This is a genomic window from Sphingomonas kyungheensis, from assembly GCF_037120395.1.
GTDB classification, from domain to species: Bacteria; Pseudomonadota; Alphaproteobacteria; order Sphingomonadales; family Sphingomonadaceae; genus Sphingomonas; species Sphingomonas kyungheensis.
This window is the reverse complement of sequence record NZ_JBBBDM010000003.1, coordinates 603,859-627,939: the sequence shown is the minus strand read 5'-3', so window position 1 is coordinate 627,939 and position 24,081 is coordinate 603,859. Positions and strand designations below refer to the sequence as shown.

At 68.8% G+C, this 24,081-nt stretch carries 20 protein-coding genes; 15 read left to right on the top strand and 5 right to left on the bottom strand.

The window, feature by feature from the left end; genetic code table 11:
- Positions 1-134: 134 nt before the first annotated feature.
- The 5 genes from V8201_RS10695 to V8201_RS10675 are packed head-to-tail and all read left to right on the top strand — an operon-like array spanning position 135 to position 7,249.
- Complete coding sequence (locus V8201_RS10695) at positions 135-1,643, top strand: tryptophan halogenase family protein (protein ID WP_336545270.1); 1,509 nt, start codon at positions 135-137, stop codon at positions 1,641-1,643.
- Complete coding sequence (locus V8201_RS10690) at positions 1,640-3,124, top strand: tryptophan 7-halogenase (protein WP_336545269.1); 1,485 nt, start codon at positions 1,640-1,642, stop codon at positions 3,122-3,124. The genes V8201_RS10695 and V8201_RS10690 overlap by 4 nt, the downstream gene beginning before the upstream one ends.
- Positions 3,121-4,719, top strand: coding sequence for a tryptophan halogenase family protein (locus V8201_RS10685; protein WP_336545268.1), 1,599 nt, complete (start codon positions 3,121-3,123; stop codon positions 4,717-4,719). Before V8201_RS10690 ends, V8201_RS10685 begins: the two co-directional genes overlap by 4 nt.
- The gene (locus V8201_RS10680) at positions 4,716-6,242 is read left to right on the top strand and encodes a tryptophan halogenase family protein (protein ID WP_336545267.1); all 1,527 of its coding nucleotides are present in this window, start codon (positions 4,716-4,718) and stop codon (positions 6,240-6,242) included. The genes V8201_RS10685 and V8201_RS10680 overlap by 4 nt, the downstream gene beginning before the upstream one ends.
- Entirely contained in the window at positions 6,239-7,249 is a 1,011-nt protein-coding gene (locus V8201_RS10675; protein ID WP_336545266.1) for a cupin-like domain-containing protein, read from the top strand. Before V8201_RS10680 ends, V8201_RS10675 begins: the two co-directional genes overlap by 4 nt.
- Here V8201_RS10675 and V8201_RS10670 read toward each other — a convergent pair.
- Positions 7,246-8,259 (bottom strand): cupin-like domain-containing protein, encoded by a 1,014-nt coding sequence (locus V8201_RS10670; protein WP_336545265.1) that lies wholly within the window; start codon positions 8,257-8,259, stop codon positions 7,246-7,248. The two genes, V8201_RS10675 and V8201_RS10670, sit on opposite strands and share 4 nt — an antisense overlap.
- 328 nt (positions 8,260-8,587) lie before the next feature.
- Here V8201_RS10670 and V8201_RS10665 point away from each other — a divergent pair, with 328 nt between their 5' ends.
- The 7 genes from V8201_RS10665 (at position 8,588) to V8201_RS10635 (ending at position 14,791) form a co-directional block, all read left to right on the top strand.
- The gene (locus tag V8201_RS10665) at positions 8,588-9,313 is read left to right on the top strand and encodes a response regulator (protein WP_037533719.1); all 726 of its coding nucleotides are present in this window, start codon (positions 8,588-8,590) and stop codon (positions 9,311-9,313) included.
- Positions 9,297-10,592, top strand: a complete 1,296-nt coding sequence (locus V8201_RS10660; RefSeq protein ID WP_336545264.1) for a sensor histidine kinase — start codon at positions 9,297-9,299, stop codon at positions 10,590-10,592. Before V8201_RS10665 ends, V8201_RS10660 begins: the two co-directional genes overlap by 17 nt.
- A gap of 96 nt (positions 10,593-10,688) precedes the next feature.
- Positions 10,689-11,609 (top strand): dioxygenase family protein, encoded by a 921-nt coding sequence (locus tag V8201_RS10655; RefSeq protein WP_336545263.1) that lies wholly within the window; start codon positions 10,689-10,691, stop codon positions 11,607-11,609.
- 216 nt (positions 11,610-11,825) lie between these two features.
- Entirely contained in the window at positions 11,826-12,539 is a 714-nt protein-coding gene (locus tag V8201_RS10650) for a bacteriorhodopsin (RefSeq protein WP_271298985.1), read from the top strand.
- Positions 12,536-13,381: a Brp/Blh family beta-carotene 15,15'-dioxygenase gene (locus V8201_RS10645; protein WP_336545262.1), complete on the top strand. Its 846-nt coding sequence runs from the start codon at positions 12,536-12,538 to the stop codon at positions 13,379-13,381. The genes V8201_RS10650 and V8201_RS10645 overlap by 4 nt, the downstream gene beginning before the upstream one ends.
- Before the next feature lie 133 nt (positions 13,382-13,514).
- The gene (gene gntA, locus V8201_RS10640; protein ID WP_336545261.1) at positions 13,515-14,195 is read left to right on the top strand and encodes a guanitoxin biosynthesis heme-dependent pre-guanitoxin N-hydroxylase GntA; all 681 of its coding nucleotides are present in this window, start codon (positions 13,515-13,517) and stop codon (positions 14,193-14,195) included.
- On the top strand, positions 14,192-14,791 hold the full coding sequence (locus tag V8201_RS10635) for a DUF1989 domain-containing protein (protein WP_336545260.1): 600 nt from the start codon (positions 14,192-14,194) through the stop codon (positions 14,789-14,791). The genes gntA and V8201_RS10635 overlap by 4 nt, the downstream gene beginning before the upstream one ends.
- On the opposite strand, the gene V8201_RS10630 is transcribed toward V8201_RS10635, so the two are convergent.
- Positions 14,788-15,519 (bottom strand): glycosyltransferase family 2 protein, encoded by a 732-nt coding sequence (locus tag V8201_RS10630; protein ID WP_336545259.1) that lies wholly within the window; start codon positions 15,517-15,519, stop codon positions 14,788-14,790. The genes V8201_RS10635 and V8201_RS10630 overlap by 4 nt on opposite strands.
- 49 nt (positions 15,520-15,568) lie before the next feature.
- On the bottom strand, positions 15,569-18,484 hold the full coding sequence (locus tag V8201_RS10625) for a TonB-dependent receptor plug domain-containing protein (RefSeq protein WP_336545258.1): 2,916 nt from the start codon (positions 18,482-18,484) through the stop codon (positions 15,569-15,571).
- Positions 18,485-18,708: 224 nt separating this feature from the next.
- On the opposite strand from V8201_RS10625, the gene V8201_RS10620 reads away from it, so the two are divergent.
- From V8201_RS10620 to V8201_RS10610, 3 genes are read left to right on the top strand one after another with little or no spacing between them, the layout of a single operon-like run.
- The gene (locus V8201_RS10620) at positions 18,709-19,932 is read left to right on the top strand and encodes an extracellular solute-binding protein (RefSeq protein WP_336545257.1); all 1,224 of its coding nucleotides are present in this window, start codon (positions 18,709-18,711) and stop codon (positions 19,930-19,932) included.
- Positions 19,929-20,810: a carbohydrate ABC transporter permease gene (locus V8201_RS10615; RefSeq protein WP_336545256.1), complete on the top strand. Its 882-nt coding sequence runs from the start codon at positions 19,929-19,931 to the stop codon at positions 20,808-20,810. The genes V8201_RS10620 and V8201_RS10615 overlap by 4 nt, the downstream gene beginning before the upstream one ends.
- Positions 20,801-21,652 (top strand): carbohydrate ABC transporter permease, encoded by an 852-nt coding sequence (locus V8201_RS10610; protein ID WP_336545255.1) that lies wholly within the window; start codon positions 20,801-20,803, stop codon positions 21,650-21,652. The genes V8201_RS10615 and V8201_RS10610 overlap by 10 nt, the downstream gene beginning before the upstream one ends.
- On the opposite strand, the gene V8201_RS10605 is transcribed toward V8201_RS10610, so the two are convergent.
- Together V8201_RS10605 and V8201_RS10600 are read right to left on the bottom strand one after the other, a co-directional pair.
- Positions 21,613-22,722, bottom strand: a complete 1,110-nt coding sequence (locus V8201_RS10605) for an ABC transporter ATP-binding protein (RefSeq protein WP_037533731.1) — start codon at positions 22,720-22,722, stop codon at positions 21,613-21,615. The two genes, V8201_RS10610 and V8201_RS10605, sit on opposite strands and share 40 nt — an antisense overlap.
- A gap of 70 nt (positions 22,723-22,792) precedes the next feature.
- On the bottom strand, positions 22,793-24,067 hold the full coding sequence (locus V8201_RS10600; protein WP_271298979.1) for an ABC transporter ATP-binding protein: 1,275 nt from the start codon (positions 24,065-24,067) through the stop codon (positions 22,793-22,795).
- Positions 24,068-24,081: the final 14 nt, after the last annotated feature.

Below are 24,081 nucleotides of genomic sequence, written 5' to 3'. Positions count from 1 at the left end.
CTCGACGCAAGCAATTTTGTTTGCGCTACCACGATTCTAAAACATTGATCTAAATGACGGTTTGCGGACGCCGAAACTACGGTATGACACGGCTCATCACGGCGCGGGACAGGCGCCGGTCATGGAAGGGGCGGATGGACGGCAAGCGGCAGCGGGTGGTGGTCGTCGGCGGGGGGGCGTCTGGTTGGATGGCGGCCACGGCGCTGGCCAAGCTGCTGCCCACCCGGTGCACCGTCGAGCTGGTCGAATCGGAGGCGATCGGGATCATCGGGGTCGGCGAGGCGACGCTGCCGCATATCCGCGCCTTCAACGAGCGTCTCGGGATCGTCGAGGCGGAGTTCATGGCGGCGACGCGGGCGACCTTCAAACTCGGTATCGAATTCCGCGACTGGGGGCGGGTGGGGGACAGCTATATCCACCCGTTCGGCACCTTCGGCCGCGGCAGCGGCGAGGTGCAGTTCCACCATTATTACACGCGCCTGCTGCGCGCCGGCGTGACGCTGCCGCCGATCGAGGCCTATTCGATGGCCTGTTCGCTGGCGCGGGCGAATCGGTTCGGCCCGCCGGCGCGCGATCCCCAGCAGATCGCCTCGACCTTCGGCTATGCCTATCAGTTCGATGCGGTCGCCTTCGCGCCCTATCTGCGCCGCCTCGCCGAACGGCTCGGCGCGCGCCGGACCGAAGGGCGGATCGTCGCCGCGGAGCGTGACCCGGCGAGCGGCAGCGTGACCGCGCTGATCCTGTCGGACGGCCGGCGTGTCGAGGGCGATCTGTTCGTCGACTGTTCGGGCTTTGCCGCGATCCTGATCGGCCAGGAGATGGTGGAGCGGTTCGAGGATTGGTCGCAATGGCTGCCCGCCGACCGCGCCGTCGCGATGCCGTGCCGGACCGAGACGGCGGTGACGCCCTATACCAGCGCGATCGCGATGCCGGCGGGCTGGCGCTGGCGCATCCCGCTTCAACATCGCACCGGCAACGGTTATGTCTTCGCGAGCGACTTCCTGTCGGAAAGCGCCGCGACGGATGCCCTGCTCGCCTCGGTCGAGGGGACGCCGCTCACCGATCCGCGCGTGCTGCGCTTCAAGGCGGGGCGGCGCACGCGCAGCTGGGTGGGGAATGTGGTCGCGATCGGGCTCGCCTCGGGCTTCCTCGAACCGCTCGAATCGACCAGCCTGTATCTGGTCCAGCAGGCAATCACCGCGCTGGTCGAGCTGTTCCCCGAGCGCACCATCGCCGATGTCGACCGCGACGCGTTCAACCGCCTGATCAACATGGAATATGATCGGGTCCGCGACTTCCTGATCCTGCATTATCACGCCACCGAGCGCGACGATTCGCCGTTCTGGCGTCACATGCGGACCATGGCCGTGCCCGACAGCCTTGCCGAGAAGATGGCGCTGTTCCGCCGGCGGGGGCGCGTCGTCAAATATCGCGAGGGCGCGTTCCTCGATGCGAGCTGGGTGTCGGTCTATCTGGGCCAGCGCATCGTGCCCGCGGCCGCGGACCCGCGCGCCTCGGCACCGTCGACCGACAGCCTGCTCGCCGGGCTCGAGCGGATGCGCGGCGAGATCACCGGCGCGGTCGGCGCGATGCCCGATCACGCCGCGTTCCTCGCCGACTATTGCCCGATGCCGGCGGCATGACCGCGATTGACGCACCGATCGAGCGGATCGTCGTGGTCGGCGGCGGCATCGTCGGCTGGTCGGCGGCGGTGGCGTTGCGCCGGCGCGTGCCGGACGTCGCGGTGACGATCGTCGCAACGCCGCCCTCGCCCGACGCGCTTGCCGACCGGATCGCGCAGACCTTGCCCTCGACGATCGGCTTCCACGACGATCTCGGATTGCGCGAGGAGGATGCGGTGCTGCGCGCGGGCGGCGTCTGGCGGCTCGGCACGCTGTTCGACGGCTGGGCGGAGGGGCAGCCGCCCTATGTCCATGCCTATGGCCCGTGCGGTCAGCCGTTCGGCACCGCGTCGTTCCACCATCACTGGCTGCGGGCGGCGCGGGCGGGAACGGCGGCGCCGTTCGAGGCGCACGCGCCCGCGGCGGCACTGGCGCGCGCCGGGCGGATGCCGGTCCCGCCGGCCGGGCCGATGGCGGAGGTGCAGGCGGCGCTGGTGCTCGACGTGCCGCGCTATCGGGGGATGCTCGAGGCGTTCGGACGGCATCTCGGCGTCGTGGTGCGCGACGGCACGGTCGCATCGGTGCGGTTGCGCGGCGACGACGGCTTCGTCGCTGCGCTGGCGCTGGCCGATGGCGGCGAGGTGACGGCCGATGTCTTCGTCGATGCCTCCGGTCCGCGCGCATTCGTGCGGACCGCGATCGACGCGCAATGGGAGGATTGGCAGCCATGGCTGCGCTGCGACCGTCTCGTCACCGGAGAGGGCGCAGCCGCACCGCTGACCGCCCTCGATACGGTGTCGGCGCTGCCCGCCGGCTGGCGCTGGCGATCGGCAGCGGTGGGGCGGACGCTGCATGGGCTGTGCTATGCGGCGGAGTTCCTTTCCGAGGCGGAGGCGCAGCAGGCGCTGACCGCGGCGGGCGCGGCCATGGTGACTCCGGCGGCGTCTTTCCGGCAGGGGACGCGGCCTGCGCCGTGGGCCCGCAATTGCGTTGCGATCGGCGATGCGGCGACGGTGATCGAACCGCTCGACTTCACCCATCTCCACTCGGCGCAGAGCGCGATCGACCGGATCATCTCGATGCTGCCGGGGCGCGCCTGTCATCCGCTGGAAATCGCCGACTATAACCGCCAGGCCTCGGCCGAGGTGATGCGGGTGCGCGACTTCGTGCTCGCTCATTATGCCACGGCGCGGCGGCCCGAGCCCTTCTGGCGCGAGCCGGTCGCCTTGCCGCCGAGCCTCGCCGAGACGCTGGCGCTGTTCGGCGCGCGCGGGCGGCTGCCGTTCTTCGAGGAGGAGACCTTCTCGCGCGACGACTGGCTGGCGGTGCTGATCGGGCAGGGTGCGCTGCCGCGGCGGATCGACCCGTTGATCGACGGAACCGATGCGGCGGACAGCGACCGTGCGATGGCGTCCTATCGCGGCGCGATCGCAGAGGCGGTGATGCGCTGTCCGACGCTCGACGACTATTATCACTCACAGCGGAAACGGCTGAGCAGATGAACGAACATACGATCCGCAGCGTGGTGATCCTCGGCGGGGGAACGGCAGGCTGGATGGCGGCGGCGGCGTTGTCGCGCTTCCTCAACAATGGCGTCACGCGGGTGACGCTGATCGAATCGGAGGAGATCGGCACCGTCGGCGTCGGCGAGGCGACGATCCCGCCGCTGCGGACCTTCAACACCATGCTCGGCATCGACGAGCATGAGTTCATCCGCCAGACCGGCGGCACCTACAAATTGGGGATCGAGTTCGTCGACTGGGGCGGCCTCGGCGAACGCTATTTCCACCCGTTCGGCGCCCATGGTCACGACCTTGCCGGCGTGCATTTCCACCAGCTCTACCTGCGCGAGCGGCAGCGGCGGGTGATGCCCGACATCTCCGCCTGGTCGATGAGCGCGGTCGCGGCGCAGGCCGGCAAGTTCGCACCCCCGGCGGCGCAGGCGCAGTCGGCGGTCAAGGACCTGTTCTACGCCTATCATTTCGATGCGGCCCGCTATGCCGCCTTCCTGCGCCGCTTCGCCGAGCAGAATGGCGTGCAGCGGATCGAGGGCAAGGTGACGGCGGTGGCGCAGCGGCCCGAGGACGGTCACGTCACCGCGCTCAAGCTGGAGGACGGGCAGGTCGTCGGCGGCGACCTGTTCATCGACTGTTCCGGCTTCCGCGGCGTGCTGATCGAGGAGACGCTGGAGACCGGATACGAGGATTGGCGCCACTGGCTGCCGTGCGACCGCGCGGTCGCGGTGCCGAGTGCCTATCCCGGCGATCCCGATCCCTTCACCCGCGCGACTGCACGCGGCTCTGGCTGGCAATGGCGCATTCCGTTGCAGCAGCGGATGGGCAACGGCCTCGTCTATTGCAGCGACTTCCAGCAGCCCGAGCAGGCCGAGCGCGAGCTGCTCGCCAACCTGGAGGGCGAGGCGCTCGCCGCGCCGCGTCACCTGTCCTTCACCACGGGACGGCGCAAGCGGAGCTGGCATCGCAACGTCGTCGCGCTCGGGCTGGCGAGCGGCTTCATCGAACCGCTCGAATCGACTTCGATCCACCTCGTCCAGTCCGGCATCGCGCGGCTGATCGCGCTGTTCCCGGACCGCCGCTTCAACCCGGTCGAGCGCGACGAATATAATGCGCAGATGGACGAGCTCTATGCCGACGTCCGCGACTTCGTCATCCTCCACTATAAGGCGACGCGGCGCAGCGACACGCCGTTCTGGGATCGCTGCCGGACGATGAGCGTGCCCGACAGCCTCGCCCGCAAGATCGAGCTGTTCCGCGCCAAGGGCCGCGTTTTCCGCGAAAACCGCGAGCTGTTCGCGACGACCAGCTGGGTCAGCGTCTGCCTCGGCCAGCATATCGTGCCGGACGATCACGAACCCGCGGTCGATGCGCTCGACGAGGAGAAGGTGGCCGGCGCGCTGGAAGAGATGCGTCGCGGCTATCTCGACGTCGCCGCGCGGTTGCCGAGCCATGGCGACTTCCTGCGCCACATCGCCGGCCGGCCGGCCGCGCCGCCGCCGCCGCCGCCCACCTCGCCGGAGACGCCGACCTTCTCCTTCGCCTCCGAATCGCCCTTCGATTTCTCGGCCGATCCGCTGTGAGGCAGGACGCGATCCGCCGCGTCGTGATCGTCGGCGGCGGGACCGCCGGCTGGATGGCGGCAGCGGGGGTCTCCCGCATCCTCGGCGACATGCCGGGGCTGAGCATCGAGCTGGTCGAATCGGAGGAGATCGGCACCGTCGGCGTCGGCGAGGCGACGATCCCGCAGATCGTGCTGTTCAACACGATGCTCGGCCTCGACGAGGCGATGTTCATGCGCGAGACGCGGGCGACCTACAAGCTCGGCATCGAGTTCGTCGACTGGGTCCGTCCCGGCCATCGCTACGTCCATCCCTTCGGCAGCTACGGGCTCGACATGAAGGGGATCGAGTTCCACCATTTCTGGCTCAAGGGGCGTGAGCTCGGCGACACGACGCCGCTCGACGCCTATTCACTGGCGATCGTTGCCGGCCTGCAGGGGCGGTTCGGCCACCCGCGACCCGATCAGCCGGGATCGCCGCTGTCGAAGCTAGGCTATGCCTTCCAGTTCGACGCCGGTCTCTATGCACGGCTGCTCCGCCGGCTGGCGGAGGCGAACGGCGTGCGCCGGACCGAGGGGCGGATCGTCGGCGTCGACCGTGACGGCGAAAGCGGCCATGTCGCCGCGGTGACGCTCGCGTCCGGCGCGCGCGTCGAGGGCGATCTGTTCATCGACTGCTCGGGGTTTCGCGGGCTGTTGATCGAGGGCGAGATGCAGGCGGGGTTCGAGGACTGGCGCGACTGGCTGCCCTGCGACCGCGCGGTCGCGGTGCCGTGCGCCAATGGCGGCGAGCGGCAGCCGCTCACCCGGTCGACCGCGCGCGCGGCGGGCTGGCAGTGGCGCATCCCGCTCCAGCATCGCATCGGCAACGGCTATGTCTATGCGAGCGAGCATCTGTCCGACGACGAGGCCGCCGCGACCCTGCTGGCCAATCTCGACGGCGCGCCGCTGGCGGAGCCGCGCTTCCTGCGCTTCACCGCCGGGCATCGCCGCCGCGCCTGGGTCGGCAATGTCGTCGCGCTCGGGCTTGCCGGCGGGTTCCTCGAGCCGCTCGAATCGACCAGCATCCACCTCGTCCAGTCGGCGATCGCGCGGCTGCTGACCTATTGGCCGACGCGCGCGTTCGACCAGCGCGAGATCGACCGGTTCAATGCCGCGCATGTCGAGGACTATCGCGACATCCGCGACTTTCTGGTCCTCCACTATAAGGCGACCGAGCGCGACGACACCGCCTTCTGGGACTATTGCCGCACGCTGCCGCCGCCGCCCGGTCTCGCCGACAAGCTGGCGATCTTCGCCGCCAATGGCCGTATCTTCCGCGAGCATGAGGAATTGTTCACCGAGACGAGCTGGCTGTCGGTGATGGTCGGGCAGGGGGTGAGGGCGGGCGGCTATCATCCCGCCGCCGACCTGCTATCGGACGCGGAGACGCTGGCGCGGCTCGGCCATATTCGCACCGTCGTCGCGGAGACGGCGCACCTGCTGGCGCGGCAGGACGATATCCTCGCGCATTATGGCTGCACACTGACCGGAGCCGCCGCATGACCGCGCACCCCCTTCCCGAAATCACCGGCATCGACCGGCGTACCTTCGATACGGAGATCCGGCCGGCCGGGCGCCCCGTCGTGCTGCGCGGAATCGCGCGGGACTGGCCCGCGGTGCAGGCGGCGCAACGCTCGGCGGAGGAGGGCATCGGCTATCTGCGCCAGTTCAGCCATGCGGAGCCGGTCGCGGCGATCCTCGGCGAACCGTCGATCGGCGGGCGCTTCTTCTACACGCCCGACCTCGGCGCGATGAACTTCATGCGCGGCCAGACGCCGCTCGACCCGTTCCTCGAACGCCTGCTGCGCGATCGCGACCGCGCCGAGCCGTTTGCGATGGCGATCCAGTCGGTGCCGCTGCCGCAGCTGCTGCCGGGCTTCACCCAGGCCAATGCCACCGATCTGGTCGCGGCGGAGGTGGTGCCGCGCATCTGGCTGGGCAATGCGATCCGCGTCGCGACGCATTACGATCTGATGGAGAATGTCGGCGTCGTCGTGATGGGGCGGCGGCGGTTCACGCTGTTCCCGCCCGATCAGGTCGGCAACCTCTATATGGGGCCGCTCGAGCTGACACCCGCGGGCACGCCGGTCAGCCTCGTCGATCCGGACGCGCCCGATCTGGCGCGCTTCCCGCGCTTCGCCGAGGCCGCCAAGGTCGCGCAGACGGCGACGCTGATGCCGGGCGATGCGATCTACATCCCGTTCCACTGGTGGCATGCCGTCGAATCGCTCGATCCGGTCAACGCCTTCGTCAATTACTGGTGGAATCCGGCGCGCGCCGATCTCGGCAATCCCTATGATGCGCTGCTCCACGCGCTGCTGACGATTGCGCCCCTGCCGGCGGACCAGCGCGACGCCTTTCGCGCGATGTTCGAGCATCTCGTCTTCCGCGGCGAAGGCGATCCCGCCGCGCATCTGCCGGAGGCGGCGAAGGGCGTGCTCGGCACGATCCATCCCGCCGCCGCGGCGCGGATCCGCGCGACGCTGCGCGACAGTCTCGCGCGGAGCTAACGCCCGCCGCCGAGCAACCGGATGAGGAAGCCGCGCAGCCGTTCGGTGCGCGCCGGGCTCGCGGGCGAGAGGATGCCGCGCGCCGGCTCGGGCAGGTGGGCGGCGGCGTCCTGCGCGTCGTCGGCGAAGATGTAATGATCGAACCAGCCGCGCCACGCGGCGCGCTGCGCCGGCGGCAGGTCGCGCACCGCCAGCAGGCCGTGGACCAGCGCCCCGAACGGCGAGGGCGCCGCCGCATCCGCCCACCAGTAATTGACCAGCACGTTGAGCGGATCGAGCGCGGCGACATGATGCCACCAGAGCGCCGGCATGAAGATCGCGTCGCCGGGTTCGAGCTCGGCGACCTGCGCGTGGCGGAGCGCCTCGGCGAAGCGCGGATAGCGGGCGAGATCGGGCCGTTCGGGATCGACCATGCTCGACGGCGGGCCGGCCATCGTCTGGTCGAGCGGCCCGACATAGAGGTTGGCGATCTGGTCGGGCGGGAAGAGCGTGAACCGGCGGCGGCCGTGGACGACGCAGGCGACGTTGCTCGATTCGTCGTAATGCGTCGCGACGCGGGTCGCATTGCCGATCCACAGGCGCGCCGGAGCGTCGCCCGTCGGCAGGTCGAGCCAATTGTCCTCATCCCATCCCGGCAGATGCTCGGGCGCGGTCGCGGCATTGGCGTAGAGCGCATGCGCATCGGCCGCCGCCGCCTCGCTGTAGCGGACGAGCTGGCCAAGAAACTGGCCGAGCGCGACCTTCTGTTTGTGGAAGTTGAAGCCGCTGAGATCGTCGTTGTAGAAGAAGCGGCCGCCGATTTCCGGCGGGCCGATCATCACGTCGAGCGGCTGACCGCCGCCGAACCGGGCGAGATAGGTCGCCATCGCGCGGTCGCCACCGCGGCCGGCGCGCACCGCCGCCCAGTCGCGGACCTGCCCGCGCAGCACGACGGGGACGTAGCCGTTCGCGATCTCGCCGGCGAAGGTCGCGGCGTCGACGGCGGGCCGGTCGATGACGGCGGGCGTCATCGGCCGGAACGCTCGGCCAAAGCCGCCGTGCGTGGCTCTGTTCTCATGCAAAATGCGTAGGTTAGTCGGGTGGTCTGGTCAAAGTCATTCACTGGCGAAGCCACGATCCCGACCGCTGCCTTCCAATGCCGCAGCGCGACGAGCGGCAGGGCAGCAATCGACCGGGGCGCCGCTGTACCGACGCCCCTTCGGCGTCGGAAACGATTGTAGCGCTGTCGATTCCATCCGAACGTACCCGGATGTTGCAGCATCGCAAAACCGGCGACACAGACGCCGGTCAGCCTTAGACATGCTTCCCATCGCCGATCCCGTCTGGACCCCTGATCCCATGGCCGCTGACACCCGCCTGCTCATTGTCGATGACGATCCGGGCATCCGCGAACTGACCGCGGAATTTCTCACCACGCACGGCTATATCGTCGATACCGCGGCGGACGGCGCGGCGATGCGGGCGGCGCTCGATCGGCAGAGCTATGCGCTCGTCGTGCTCGACGTGATGATGCCGGGGGAGGACGGGCTCACCATCCTGCGCTCGCTCGACCGCAGCAGCGCGCCGCCGGTCATCATCCTGTCGGTGATCGGCGAGGAGGTCGACCGGATCGTCGGGCTGGAGATGGGCGCCGACGATTATCTCGCCAAGCCCGCCAACCCGCGCGAGTTGCTCGCCCGCATCCGATCGGTGCTGCGAAGGCAGGCGGGTCCCGCCGCGGTGGAAGCGGTGGCGGCGCGGCCGCTCAAGCGTTTCGCCGGCTGGCGGCTCGATCCGCTCGGGCGGTTGCTGTTCGATCCCGATGGCGTCGCGATCAACCTGTCCGACGGCGAGTTGCGGCTGATGATGACGCTGGTCGATCATCCCCGCCGCGTGCTGACCCGCGACTTCCTGCTCGACCACGCGCGCGGCCCGAATGCCGAGCATTTCGATCGCGCCATCGACGTCCAGATCAGCCGCCTGCGCCGCAAGCTCAGCCGGACCGACGGCAATGGCGGTGACGATCTGATCCGCACCGTGCGCAACGAAGGCTATATGTTCGTCGCCGATGTCGAGCAGCGCTGACCGCGCGGCGCCGGCGCGGTCGATCGCCCAATCGATCTTCGCGCTGGTCATCGCCTCGGTGCTGGTCGCCACGGCGGTGTTCTTCGTCGTCACCTTCAACGGGCCGCCGCCGCGCGACGCGCCGCAGTCGCTGTCGTCGATCGCCCGCACGCTGCGCACCGGCCGGTTGCCCCGTGACGGCGACAGGCCCTGGCGGCTGAGCATTGCCACGACCCCGCCGGTCGCGGACGAGCGATGGCATGCCGACCCGCGGCTGGCCGCGGCGCTCGCCGGTGAACTCGGCGTGGCGCGGGCCGATGTCGTCGCGCTGGCGCGGGCGGAGGGACAGGCCCCCGGACCGGGCGACGCGCTGTTCGGCGATTATCGCCTCGCTTCGCGGATAGGCGACCGCTGGCGACGGCTCGACAGCGTCGAACCGCCGCTGCTGCGCCGCTGGCATTGGGTCACGCTCGCGTCGATGCTGGTCGCGATCCTGCTGCTGGCGATCCCCGCCTGGTGGCTGGCGAACGCGATCTCGCAGCCGCTCCGCCGCCTCGCCGCCGCTGCCGATCAGGCGCGGGCAGGGGCACATCTGCCGGCATTGCCCGACAGCGGATCGCGCGAGGTGCGCGAGCTGGCGCGCGCCGTCGCGACGATGCACGCGCGGCTCGCCGGTCATGCCGAGGGGCGGACGACGATGCTCGCGGCGATCGCGCACGATCTCGGCACGCCGCTCGCCCGGCTCGCCTTCTGGATCGAGCAACTGCCCGATCACGCCCGCAACCGGGCCGCCGCCGATATCGACGAGATGCGCGCGATGATCCGCACCGCCCTGGTCTTCGCGCGCGACGACAGCGAGGCGCAGGCGCAGGACCGGCTCGATCTCGGCAGCCTGCTCGACAGCCTCGCCGACGACATGCAGGTGGCGGGCATGCCGGTGACGCTCGATCCCGGTCCGCGTGCGGTGATCCGCGGTGATTCGGCGGCGTTGCGCCGCCTGTTCGGCAATCTGATCGACAATGCGATCCGCTATGGCGGCTCCGCGGCGATCGGCTGGCGAGTCGATCCCGGCATGGTCGAGGTGACGATCGACGATCGCGGCGCGGGCATCGACGCGGCGACGGTCGAGCGGTTGTTCGAGCCGTTCGTTCGCGGCGATCCCTCGCGCAACCGTGCCACCGGCGGCACGGGCCTCGGCCTCGCGATCGTCCGCGCGATCGCGGCACGGCACGGCGGCGGCGCGACGCTGGAGAACGGCCCTACCGGCGGCCGCGCGCGGGTGACGCTGCCGCTCGCCTGACCGGCGCAACATCCTGCAACACTGCTACGATCGATGACATACGGCGGTGCGGTAGCGCGGTCATCCTGCTGCCACGCCAACAGGACAGCGGATGCCATGACCTTCCAGCACGACCAAGATCACGACCACGGCCACAGCCTCGCCGAAGACCTCGAACGGATGGAGGCGCTCGTCGCCCGGCGGCGCGCGCTCAAATGGTTCGCGGGGGTCGGCACCGCCGCGCTCGTCGCCGGCTGCGGCGGCAGCGACGGCAGTTCGAGCGACACCGTCGCCGTCACCACCGGCAGTACCGCCACGCCGACGCCGACCGCCACCGCAACGGCGACGCCGACACCGACCGCCACGTCGACCAGCACCGCCTGTATCGCCGATCCCACCGAAACCTCCGGTCCCTATCCCGCCGACGGGACCAACACGTCGGGAGGATCGACCTCGAACATCCTCACCGTCAGCGGCGTCGTGCGCAGCGACATCCGGCCGAGCTTCATTTCGAGCACCACGGTCGCGACCGGCGTGCAGCTGACGATCACGCTGACCCTGGTCAACGTCAATGCGAGCTGCGCCCCGCTCGTCGGCTATGCGATCTATCTGTGGCATTGCGACCGCAACGGCAATTATTCGCTCTATTCGGGCGCGACCGCGGAAAGCTATCTGCGCGGCGTGCAGGTGACCGACGCCAACGGGCAGGTGACGTTCACGACGATCTTCCCCGCCTGCTATTCGGGCCGCTGGCCGCATATGCATTTCGAGGTGTTCTCGAGCCTCAGCAACGCGCTCGGCGGCAAATATGCGGTGCTGACCTCACAGCTGGCGATGCCGGCGGCGACGTGCACGACCATCTTCGCGGACACCAGCGTCTATCCGACGAGCAAGACCAATTTCGGGCAGGTGACGCTCGCCAGCGACAATGTCTTCGGAGACAACAGCAGCGCGCAGCTCGCGGTGCAGACGCCGACGATCACCGGTTCGGCATCGGCCGGTCTGGTCGGGACCGCGACGATCGGCATTGCCACCTGAGTGCCACCATCGCCCGCCGCCGGCCGCCGGCGGCGGGTGATACCGGGTCGCGCCGGTCGGCGGCAGGCACCCTGAACGCTAGTGACGAAATCAGCCGGGAGCGCGGCTGGCCGGGCTGATGCAGGATAAGTTTCGAGGATCGGGACACAAAAAGTCACACACGCCGTTATGCGCTTGGGTCGACATTGGGTCGTTCCCGGCAAGGGATGACACCCTATGGACCAGACTGCCTTTCTCCTCGGATTCGCCATCATGTCGCTCGCCTCGCTGGCGATTTATGCGACGGGCAAGAAGACCCCGCCGTCGGGTCATCATACGTTGCTGCATTCGAGCGTGCCGTTCATCGCCGCGACCGCCTATCTGGCGATGGCGTTCGGCATCGGCACATTGCTCAAGGTCGACGGCTCGGCGGTCTATGTCGCGCGCTATCTCGACTGGTCGGTGACGACGCCGATCCTGCTCGCCGGGCTGGTGCTGCTCGCCTTCCACGAACAGGGGCGTACCGGCGAAGTCGGCGGCCACCTGACCGCGATCATCGTGCTCGACGTGCTGATGATCGTCACCGGCCTCGTCTCGGCGCTTGCCGGACCGCCGCTGATCAAATGGGTCTGGTATGCCTGGTCGTGCGTCGCCTTCCTGGGCGTGCTCTACCTACTGTGGGGACCGTTGCGGGCCAAGGCGGTGGAACGCGGCGCGGCGCTGGGTGGCGCCTATAACAAGAACCTCGCCTTCCTGACGGTGATCTGGTTCCTCTATCCGATCGTCTTCCTCGTCGGGCCGGAGGGGCTGAAGATCATCAGCGATCCCGCCTCGGTCTGGGCGATCCTCATCATGGATGTGCTCGCCAAGGTGGTTTACGCCTTCTACGCGGCGAGCAATCTCGAAAAGGCGCTGGCACAGCACGCCGACTCGCGCGGCGACCGGTGGTGAGCGGGCGCGCTCCGGCGATCGGCTGGAGCGCGCTCACCGTCGCGGCGGTGGTCGCCGCATGCGGACCGCTGCTGCTGCAACTCGCCTTTGCGGGCGTCGCGATCGGCGTCATCGGCATGGCGCACGGGGCTAGCGATCTGGCGATCGTCGCACCGCGGCGGCGCCCGCTGTTTCTCGCCTGTTATGGCCTGGTCTGCCTGATCTGCCTCGGCTGGTGGATCGCCGATCCGGCGGTGGCCCTGCCGGCCTTCCTGCTCGCCTCGGCGATCCACTTCGCGATGGAGGACGCACCGGAGGGGACGTGGGTGGAGCGGGTGGCGCGCGGCGTGTGCCTGATCGCCACCCCGGCGACGCTGCACGCCCATTCGCTGACGGTGATCCTGCAGCATGGCGGCATTACGCCGGCAATGCTGCCCGGTCTGGTCACCGGGTTGACGTGGCTCGGCGGGATCGCCGCGGCCGGATTGCTGGCGCTCGCCATCGTGCGGCGCCACCCCCGGCTGTTCGCGGGAACGGCGGCGCTGCTGCTGCTGCCGCCGCTGATCGGCTTTTCGCTCGGCTTCCTGATCCTGCATGCGCTGCCGCAGACGTGGCAACGGTGCGAGCGGATCGGATGCATGACGGCGCAATCCTATCTCCGCGCGATCGCGCCGGTGCTCGGCGCGGCGATGCTGCTGGTGCTGCTGATCGGCGGGATCGTCTGGCGGTGGGATGATAGCGGTGTCCGGCCGCTGTTCGCAGCCATCGCGGCGCTGGCGATGCCGCACCTGCTGGTGACGCCGTGGTTCGAGGCGGAGGCGGCGGATCCCGTGACGACCCCGGCGCGATCCGTCCCGGTCTGATGCAGCCGGGGCTGACCGGACATGCCGGTCATCCCTCCCAGTCTTTCGCATTGAGGCGGATCAAGTCGGCGGCGGAATCCCGGAACGCTGCCCTCCGCCGGGTCGTTTCCTACCCATGCTACCCTCGAAATCGATGTTCAATTGGGCGGATCCGCATGAGGACGAGGCCAAGACGATGCTGTCGGATTATATCGCCGACCACGGCTTTCCCTGCGTCGGGGCCAAGGCCGCGCTGGCCAAGGGGACGCTCGACGTGCTTGGCGCACGCGATATCGCCAGCGCCTGGGATGATCTGCGTATCCATGAGCGGCTGCGCTGCTTCGCCGCGCGCTATCGCGCCGAACCGTCGCTGTTCCGCAGTTTCGCGGTCGTCTTCTCGGGACCTGACGACCTCAGCGAAGAGGCGTTCGAACAGGCGATCTGGCAGCGTATCCAGTCGCTGTCCGACAAGGACGTCTGGCTGGGGCAGGAATGGGACGAGCGCGTCAGTCCCGATCCCGCCAATCCGCATTTCTCGCTGTCGTTCGGTGGCGAGGCCTTCTTCGTTGTCGGGCTGCATCCGCATGCCAGCCGCCCGGCCCGCCGCTTTGCGCGCCCGACGATGATCTTCAACCTCCACGACCAGTTCGAGACGCTGCGCGCGCAGGGACGCTATGAGACGATGCGCGAGAAGATCATGGTCCGTGACGAGACGCTCGCCGGTTCGCGCAATCCGATGCTGTCGCGCCACGGCGAGATGAGCGAGGCGCGGCAATATAGCGGCCGCGCCGTCGACGGTGACTGGCGCTGCCCGTTCCGGTATGCCGGCGAATGAGCGGCGCGGTGCACGAGATCGCCGAGCGCAGCGGCGTCGGTTTTCCGCTCAAGGCGGGGCAGCGGCTGACCGTGATCGACCCGCGCGGTTGTCAGGTCGCCGATCTGCTCGCGTTCAACGCAGCCGATCTCGGCGAGGTGCTGTCGTCGGGACGGACGCTCGATTATGCCGAGACGATCCGGCTGACCACCGGGCACAAGCTCTACTCAAACCGATCGAACGTGATGCTGGAGATCGTCGAGGATAGCGTCGGCGTGCACGACTTCCTGCTGACGCCCTGCTCCTATGCGACCTTCGACCATTTCTATCCGGACCTGCCGCGGCATCGCGGCTGTTTCGGCAACCTTGCCGAGGCGCTGGCACCCTATGGCGTGGTGCCCGACCAGATACCGGTCGCCTTCAACTGCTTCATGAACGTGCCCGTCGACGCCGGCGGGCGGCTGTCGGTGCTGCCGCCGGTCAGCCGCGCCGGCGACCGGATCGTCTTCGTCGCGGCGATGGATCTGGTGATCGGCCTCACCGCCTGTTCGGCGCCGGCATCGAACGGCGGATCGTTCAAGCCGATCCACTATCGCGTCGAGGACGCCGCAGCTTAGGCCGCCACCTCGACGAGATAGGGATGGGCGAGAACGCGGGCGGCGTTGCGGGCGCCGATCGCGGTATCGTTGACGAGCCGGCTACCCGGCACGGTACGATAGAGCGCTACACAGGCGTCGATGCGGACGAAGCGCGCGCCCGCCGCCGCGGCGCGGGTGTAGAAGTCCCAGTCGTTGCAATTGTGGAAGCTCGGGTCGAAGCCGTCGACCCGCTCGACGATCGCGCGGCGGACGATCGACCAGCTCGGTCCGATCACCCCGCCGCTGGCGAGGCCATCGCGGATGCTCGCCCCGTCCCAGCCGCATTCGGGCGGCTGCGGCGCGCCGTCGCCTTCGATCCGCGCGAAATGCCCGACGACGATATCATGGCCTCCGGCCGCGCCGCTCAGCAGCGACCGTGCCGCGCCCGGCAGCCAGATGTCGTCGCTGTCGAGGAAGGCGATCCAGTCGGCGCGCGCCAGCGCCGCGCCGCTGTTGCGCGCCTGCGATGCGCCGACGTTGCGCGGCAGGATCATCGCCACCACCGCATCATGCTGCGCCGCGAGCGCGCGGATCATCGTGGCGCTGTCGTCCGACGAGCCGTCGTCGACGACGATGACGCGCTGCGGCGGGTGATCCTGCGCGAGGACGCTGGCGACCGCGTCGGCCACGACATGCGCGCGATTGTGGCACGGGATAACGACGTCATACGCCGCGAACGGCGCGAAACACGATGAAGCATGGAGCATCGCCGCCCCATGCCCGATTTCACCGCCGCGGCAAAGGGGCCGGTCCGCGTCAGCGGCCGCCGAATCGGACCTTGGCGCCCGCGTAGAAATAGCGGCCGACCGGCGAGATCGGCACGTTGGTCTCGAAGCCGATATCGGGCTTCTGGTCGGTGACATTGTTGACGCCGCCGTAGAAGGCGAAATCGCGCCCGACCTCGACCTGCCCCTGGATATCGTGCTGCCACAGCGCCGCATGGCGGAAGTAGCGCGGATCGACATAGGTCGGATTGCCGTCGGTCTCGAAGCGGGTGAAGCGGCGGACGGCGTCCTGCCAGCGCAGATTGTAGCTCAGGGTGAACGCGCCGTTGATCCAGGTCGGCGACAGCGTCGCATTCCACTGCGGGCGGAAGGGCTGGTCGACATTGTCCTCCGCCTGCGCGCCCGGCGTGGCGATCTGTTCGAGCTTATGAAGATAGCCGCCGACCAGGCGCAGGTCGAAGGTGCCGGCGCTCGCCGTGGTGACGCGATAGGCAATGTTGAGCTCGGCGCCCGAGGTGCGGAACGCCGAGACGTTCTGCGGGCTGATCGTATAGCCGTTGATGAAGCCCGTGCCGGTCTGCCGGCTGATCTGGCCACAGAAGGCGTTGTCGAGCGACGGCTGGTCGACGCAGAGCGCGGCGATGCTGTTGGCGGCGCCGCCGTCCGGGTTGTTGATCGCATCGCGCAGGCGGATGTCGTACCAGTCGACGCCGATCGACAGATTGGGGATGAAATCGGGGCGGAGCACGATGCCCGCGGTCCATGTCCGCGCGATCTCCGCCTTCAGATTGGCGTTGCCCGAGACCGTGCCGGGGATGAAGATCGTCGCATTGGGATTGTTCTGCGCGGTGAAGGTCGCCGGATTGCCGCCCAGACCGTTGATCAGCGCGGCGCAATTGGCGGCACGGCTGCTGCTGCCGGCATTGCGGTTGCCGATATAGCAGGGATCGGAGAAGAAGGCGCTCGACCCGGTTGCCGGGCGGAACAGCTCGCCGATATTGGGCGCGCGGACCGATTGGCCGTAGGAGCCGCGGAAGCTGATCGCGCGGATCGGCGCCCAGATGCCGTTGAACTGATAGGCGCGCGTCGAGCCGACCGTCGAATAGTCCGAATAGCGCCCTGCCGCCCCGACCGACAGCAGGTGAAAGAACGGCTTGTCCTTGATCAGCGGCGCGTTGAGCTCGCCGAACGCCTCCCACACGTCGAATTTGCCCGACGACAGCGTCGGGATGATATATTCGTCGTATTGATAATAGAGATTGTCGACCAGCGATTGCGACGGCGTGAAGCGGCTCGTCTCGCGCCGGTATTCGCCCCCGACGGCGAAGGCGACCGGCCCGCCGGGCAGTTCGAACAACTGGCCGAAGTCGCCGGTGACCGAGGCGTTGGCGACCTGCTGGGTGATCCGCGCGTCGCTGACCGGATTGTCGAGATAATAGGCGTAGGACGCCGGATCGACGGTGTTGCCGCCGAAGGTGTTGACCGGCACGCAGCCCGCCGCCTGCGCCGCGGCCGAGCGGCAGACGATCGTGTTGTTCGGCCCGCGCACCGCGTCGAGCGCTTCAAGGAAGCGGCTGTTGAGCCGGTCGTTGAGCTTGGTCGCGCGGACGTCGGTCTGACCATAAGTGTACGACACGTCGTAGCTGCTATGATCGTTGATCCGGCCGGTGACCGCGACGACACCGCGATAGGTCCGGCGCCGGTCGGTCTCGCCGCGGCGCGGGATGTCGAAATTGTTGCGGTTGACGTCGACCGAGGTCAGCCCCGCCGCCTGTGCCGCGGCAAGGATGCTCGCCGGGATATAGGGGTTGTCGAGCGCGATCGTCGCCGGATAATTGCCGCCATAGCCGCTGAAGCTGGTGATCGTCGACTGGACGAACTTGCCCTCCAGGCTGATCTTGAACGCGTCGGAGGCATCGTAATGCGCCAGCGCGTTCACCGCATGGCGGCGGGTGCGGGGATAGATGTCGCCGATATAGCCGGCGACCGGAGTGTCGTCGCCGCCGATGCTATAACCGTCGTTTTGCAAATACCGGCCCGGCGTGTAGACCGCGCCGTCGCCCCGGAACGTCTGGTCGCCGATGTAGACGATACCCTGGTTCGAGCTGTACGGATAGCGAAGGTCGCCGAGCGGCGCCTTCTGGTAGCTGCCCGCGACCCCCGGTGTATAATTGTCGACATTGACGAAATAGCGGCGCTGACCGGCGGCGAGATAGCTGCGGCTGTCGTTGGCGAGCGGCTGGTCGGCGTTATATTCGTAGGCGAGGGTGACGTTGGCGCGACCGTCGGCGAAGTTGCGCCCGGCGACGATCGAGGCGAAGCGGTTGGCGGCGTCGCCGCGCTGCGAGATGCCGAATTGCGAACGCGCGGCGATGCCGTCGAAATCGCGCTTCATCACGAAATTGACGACGCCCGACACGCCATCGGCGCCATAGACGGCGGAGGCGGCGCCGGTGAGCACGTCAACGCGGTCGATCAGGTCGGTCGGGATCGCGTTGATGTCGACCGCGGCGGTGTCCGGCTGACCGGCGACATGCCGGCGGCCGTTGACCAGCACCAGCGTCCGGTTGGGGCCGAGCCCGCGCAGGTCGAGCAGGTTGAGGCCGACCTGTCCGAAGCTGCCGTCCGCCTGATTGCTGCCGGCGGTACGCGTGTTGTCGAGCGAGTTGGTGAGCGCCGGAACCCGCTGGAGGAAGGTGGTGACGTTGGTATTGCCCGATTGCTGCAGATCGGCGGCGCCGAACGAGACGATCGGATTGGGCGCGGCATAATCGGGCCGCTGGATGCGTGACCCGGTGACGACGATATCCGCCGCCGGGGCGTCTGCCTCCGCCGGGGTCGTCTGTGCGGGTTCGGCAGCGGGAGCGGCCTGCTGCGCCTGGGCGAGCGGGGCGACGAGCATGGCCGCGCCGGACAGCAGCCAGCGGCTGCGATGGAAACGCGACATACTCTTCTCCCTGTGTGCCGGCTCGGGCCCCCGCCGGCGTCTCGTCACCTATGTTGTACGGCCATGTTACAGGCCGACACAATCGGACATGCCGCCGCTAGTAGAAAAAACAGTCATGATCCTAGCGCTTTACCCGCTTGTACGGGTGGTGCGGCGGCGATGGATGCGCCATCGTCGCGGGGATGGCAGCGGGGATCAGCGAGGGCGGGTGGACGCGCAGGGCGATGCTCTCGGCGGTTCCGGTGATCGGCCTCGCCGGCTGTCAGGCCCGCGCCGACCACCGGCCGCTGTCCTTATGGGCGATGAGTTACGAAGGCGATTATTCGCCGCTGCTGATCCCCGCCTTCACCGCCGCGACCGGGCTCGATGTCGAGGTCCAGTCGCTGCCGACCACGGCGAGCCATGAAAAGCTGCTCACCGCCTTCGCAGGCGGCGCGCTCCCCGACGTGCTGATGCTGTTCAACAGCTGGGTGCATGAATTCGCGACGATCGGTGCGATCGCGCCGGTGACGCGGCCGGCGCTGCTCGCGCAGATGGTGCCGGGTATCCTCGCGTCGACACGCGTCGCCGGACGGGACTTCGCGGTGCCCTGGTCGGTCGCGCCGCAGGTGCAATTCTACCGCCGCGACATCCTTGCCGCGGCGGGATGGGACGCGGCGCCGAGCGACTGGGCGGGCTGGCGGGCGATGGCCAAAGCGGTCAAGCGCCGGCGGCCCGACGACTACGTCTTCCTGATGCTGCTCAACTGGCCGACCGCGCTGATCACCATGCTGGTGCAGGCGGGCGCGACGATGCTGCGCGACCGCGATACGCGCGGCGCCTTCCAGACGCCGGAGGCGCGCGCAGCCTTCGCTTATTATGTCTCGCTCTACACCGACGGCTATGCGCCGATGGCCTTGTCCACCGAGATACAGGACCCGGTCGCCGCCTTTGCCGCCGGCTATTGCGCTGTCTGGCCGAGCGGGCCGACGACGCTGGTCGATTTCACCCGCCGTGCCGATATCCTGCCGCGCGAGCGCTGGTCGACCGCGCGCCTGCCGGCCCCCGACGGCCCCGGCGCGGTGTCGGGCCTCGCCTCCAGCCTGTGCGTCTCGACGCAGACGCGCCGGCCGGATGCGGCCTGGGCGCTGGTCCGCCACCTCACCTCGATCCCGAGCGAGCTGCGGTATCAGCGGCTGATCGGCAACCTGCCGGCGCGGATCGACGCCTACCAGTCGCCACAACTCGCGACGGCGGTGCTGCGACCCTTTGCCGAACAGATGCACCAGCCCGCCGCGCTGCCGCCGGTGATCGAATGGGAGCGTATCCAGATCGAGATCCAATATGCCGCCGAACGCATCGTCCGCGGGGTGCAGACGATGGACGCCGCGCTCGCCGCACTCGACGACCGGGTCGACCGGCTGCTCGCCAAGCGCCGCGCGCTGCTCGACGCCGGTGCGATCGCATGACGCGGCAGGAGCGCGCCGCCTGGCTGTTCACCGCGCCGGTGCTGGCGATCATCGCGCTCGTCTTCGTGCTGCCGACCAGTCTGGCGCTGGCCCTGTCGGTGACCGATTATTCGATCTACGCGCTCGCCGACTGGTCGAACCTGCGCTTCGTCGGGCTGGGCAATTTCACCGAATTGCTCTCGACGCCTTTGTTCTGGCGCGCGCTGGGCAATACAATGCTGTTCGCCGGGATCGGCGTGCCGATGGCGATCGGCACCTCGTTGTTCACCGCCCTGCTGCTCGACGACGTCACGGTGCGGTGGAAACCATTGTGGCGCGTGCTGCTGTTCGCACCCTATGTCACCAGCGTCGTCGCCACCGCGGTGGTCTGGCGCATCCTGTTCAACGAGCGCTTCGGGCTGATCAACCGCGCGCTCGGCGCGATCGGCATCGCGCCCGTCGACTGGCTCGGCGGTCCGCATCTGTCGATCCCGGCGATCCTGATCTTCGTGACGTGGAAGATCTTCGGCTACAATATGATCGTCTTCACCGCGGCGCTGTCGGCGGTGCCGGGCGAGCTGATCGAGGCGGCGCGGCTCGACGGGGCAGGGCGGTGGGGGCGGTTCCGCCACGTCACGCTGCCGGCGATCGGGCCGACATTGCTGCTCGCCACGGTGATGAGCGTCGCCGGTTTCCTGCAGATCTTCGCCGAACCCTATGTGATGACGCAGGGCGGCCCGGCGCAGAGCACGACGACGGTGCTGTATTTCATGTTCGACGAGGGCTTCAAATGGTGGAACCTCGGCCAGGCGAGCGCGGTCGCCTTCATCCTGTTCCTGATGATCCTTGCGGTGACATTGGTGCAGACGCGGATCGGCAGGCGCTACGAATGGCTGTGAGACGCCTGCGCCCGCTTCTTTCGACCGCGCTCGTCGCGGCGATCACCGCGCTGACGATCGCGCCCCTGCTCTACATGGTCGTCGTCTCGTTCATGCCGCGCGGCGAGTCGACGACGCTGCCGACGCCGCTGTGGCCGTCGCGCTGGTCGGGCGAGAATTATTACGAGCTGCTGGTGCGGCGATCGATCGACGGCGCGTGGTTCGACTATCGCATCGTGCCCGCGCTGGTGAACAGCCTCGCCATCGCCGCGATCGCCACCGCGCTGGGGCTGCTGCTCACCGTCCCGGCGGGCTATGCCTTCGCCAAGCTGCGCTTCCGCGGGCGGGCGCGGCTGCTCCAGATCCTGATCGCCTCGCTGATCGTGCCAGGGCAGGTGGCGATGCTGCCGCTGTTCCTGATCTTCAAGGAGCTGGGGCTGGTCAACAGCTATGCCGGCGTCATCCTGCCGAGCCTCGCCGGGATCTTCGCGATCCTGTTCGTCCGCCAGGCGACGCTCGCCATTCCCGACGAGATGATCGACGCGGCGCGGATCGACGGCGCGGGCGAGGTGCGGATCTTCGTCAGCATCGTGCTGCCGCTGCTCACCCCGATCGTGGTGACGCTGGCGCTGTTCCTGTTCCTCGGCAGCTGGAACGACTTCCTCTGGCCGCTGATCGTGCTGGCCGACCAGCATCTCTATACGCTGCCGGTGGCGATCGCCGCGATCGGACGCGAACATGCCGCGGACGGCGAGCTGATGATGGCGGCGGCGGTGGTGACGACGATGCCGGTGCTGCTGCTCTTTCTTGCGCTGCAGCGTTATTACCTGACCGGGCTGCTCGGCGGCAGCATCAAGGGATAGGCGCGGCCGTCGCCGTCGAACAGATGCGTGTCGACCGGCGCGACGGTGAAGCGCAGCGTCTCGCCGAGGGCGACGGCGCGGTCGCCGGGCAGTTGCGCGACGATCGTGCCGACCGCGCCCTGCGCGCCGAGATGCGCGAAGGATAACGGCCCGAGCCGCTCGAACAGCTCGACCGCCCCGGCGAACGGGCCGTCCGCCGCGGCGACGAGATGCTCCGGGCGGACACCGAGCGTCGCCGTCGCGCCGGTCGCGGCGGCGGGAACTTGCGCATCGGTCTGCACCACGCCGCCATCGGGCAGGCGGACGCGCGCGCCCGCGTCGCTGGCCTCGACGATCGTCACCGGCAGCAGGTTCATGCCCGGCGAGCCGATCGCCGCGGCGACCGCGAGGCTGGCGGGCCGGCGGTAGACGTCGATCGGCGCGCCGACCTGCTCGACCCGGCCTGCGCTCATCACGACGATGCGGTTGGCGAGCGTCATCGCCTCGAGCTGGTCGTGGGTGACGTAGATCATCGTCGCGCCGAGCTGCTGGTGGAGCCGGGCGAATTCGTGCCGCATCCGCGCGCGCAGCGCGGTGTCGAGGTTGGAGAGCGGCTCGTCGAGCAGCAGCACGCGCGGCCTGCGGACGATCGCGCGCGCGATCGAGACGCGCTGCCGCTGGCCGCCGGACAGCGCGCGCGGCTTGCGATCGAGCAGCGCGACGAGGTCGAGCATCTCGGCGACCGCGGCGACGCGCGTCGCGATCTCCGCCTTGGCGACGCCCGCGACCTTGAGCGGGAAGCCGATATTCTGCGCGACGGTCATCTGCGGGTAGAGCGCATAGGATTGGAACACCATCGCGACGCCGCGGTCGGACGGCGCGGCATCGGTGACGTCGCGGCCGCCGATCGCGATCCGCCCGGCGCTCGGCTGTTCGAGACCTGCAATCATCCGCAGCAGCGTCGACTTGCCGCAGCCCGATGGTCCGACGAGGACGAGAAACTCGCCCTGTTCGACGTGCAGGTCGGTGGGGTGAAGCGCGACCGACTGGTCGAACCTTTTGGTCAGTCCGGCGATGTCGACCGTGCCCATGTCCTCTCCCTCACGCGCTCGCGTGGCGGGGGACTAAACCTATGTCAAACCTTAGTTATGCCGCGACCGGTCAGGCCGGGTCCTCGAGCGAGAACTGATCCTCGTCATCGTCGAAGGCGAACAATTCGGCATAGCGGCCCCATTCGATCACCGCGCGCAAGGTGGTCGCGGCGAAGTCCGGCGACATATGATCCTCCAGTTCGTCGCGGAAGCGCCGCGCCGGGGCCTGATGCGAGCGGCGCTCGTCGAGCACCTTGCGGATATGGCTGGCGAGGCGGACGTGCTGCTCCAGCGTGCGGCGGAAATTGGCCTTGCGCTGATCGACGCCCTGCTGCGCGAAGGCCGCACCGCGCTCGGTCAGCACGGCATCGCCGTCATCGACGTCGAGGAAGTGGAGCATCTGCAACGTTTCGATGATCGGGAACAGCTCGTCGATCTCAAGCTGCAACGTGTCGGCGAGCGTCGACAGCGGCGCGCGGCCCGAGAAGGGCGGCGCCTCGACCTCTTCGATCAACCCGGCGAGGCTGTTGACCGACACCTCGGGCAGCGGCCGGTCGAGGCCATGATCGACCGGCAGCGCCGGCGCCGCAGCGCGCTGCGTCATCCGCGCATAGATCTGCTCGACGAGATCGCGGAAGCGCGGATCGAGCCGGTCGCGCGGCTGCGGCAGGTCGACCCGGAACTCCGCCGCGATCCGGCCGGGGTTGGAGGAGAGGACGAGGATACGGTCGCACATCAGCACCGCTTCCTCGATATTGTGCGTGACGATCAGGATCGAGGCGATGCCGAGCTGTCCTTCGCCCCACAATTCGATCAGGTCGCTGCGCAGCGTTTCGGCGGTGAGCACGTCGAGCGCGGAAAAGGGTTCGTCCATCAGCAACAGCGACGGCTCGACCACCAGCGCGCGGGCGAGGCCGACGCGCTGGCGCATGCCGCCCGACAGCTCCTTGGGAAATGCATTCTCGAAGCCGTCGAGGCCGATCAGGTCGATCGCGGCGATCGCGCGGCGGCGGCGTTCGTCGGCGGGGACGTGCTGCGCCTCCAGCCCGAGCTCGACGTTCTGCAGCACGGTCAGCCAGGGCATCAGCGCGAAGGACTGGAAGACCATCGCGACCGAGCGCGGCTTGCCCGCGGCGTCGGGAACGAAGCGGAGCTCGCCGCGGCTGGGCTCGACCAGCCCGGCGATCGAGCGGAGCAGCGTCGACTTGCCCGAACCCGAGCGGCCGAGCAGGCCGACCACCTCGCCCTCGCGCACCTCGAGCGCGACATCGTCGAGGATCGGCGCGCCACCCTCGGCGCCGCCATAGCTGTGACCGAGTCCGGAGATGGTGACGACGGGATTCATGCGCAGGGGCTCCT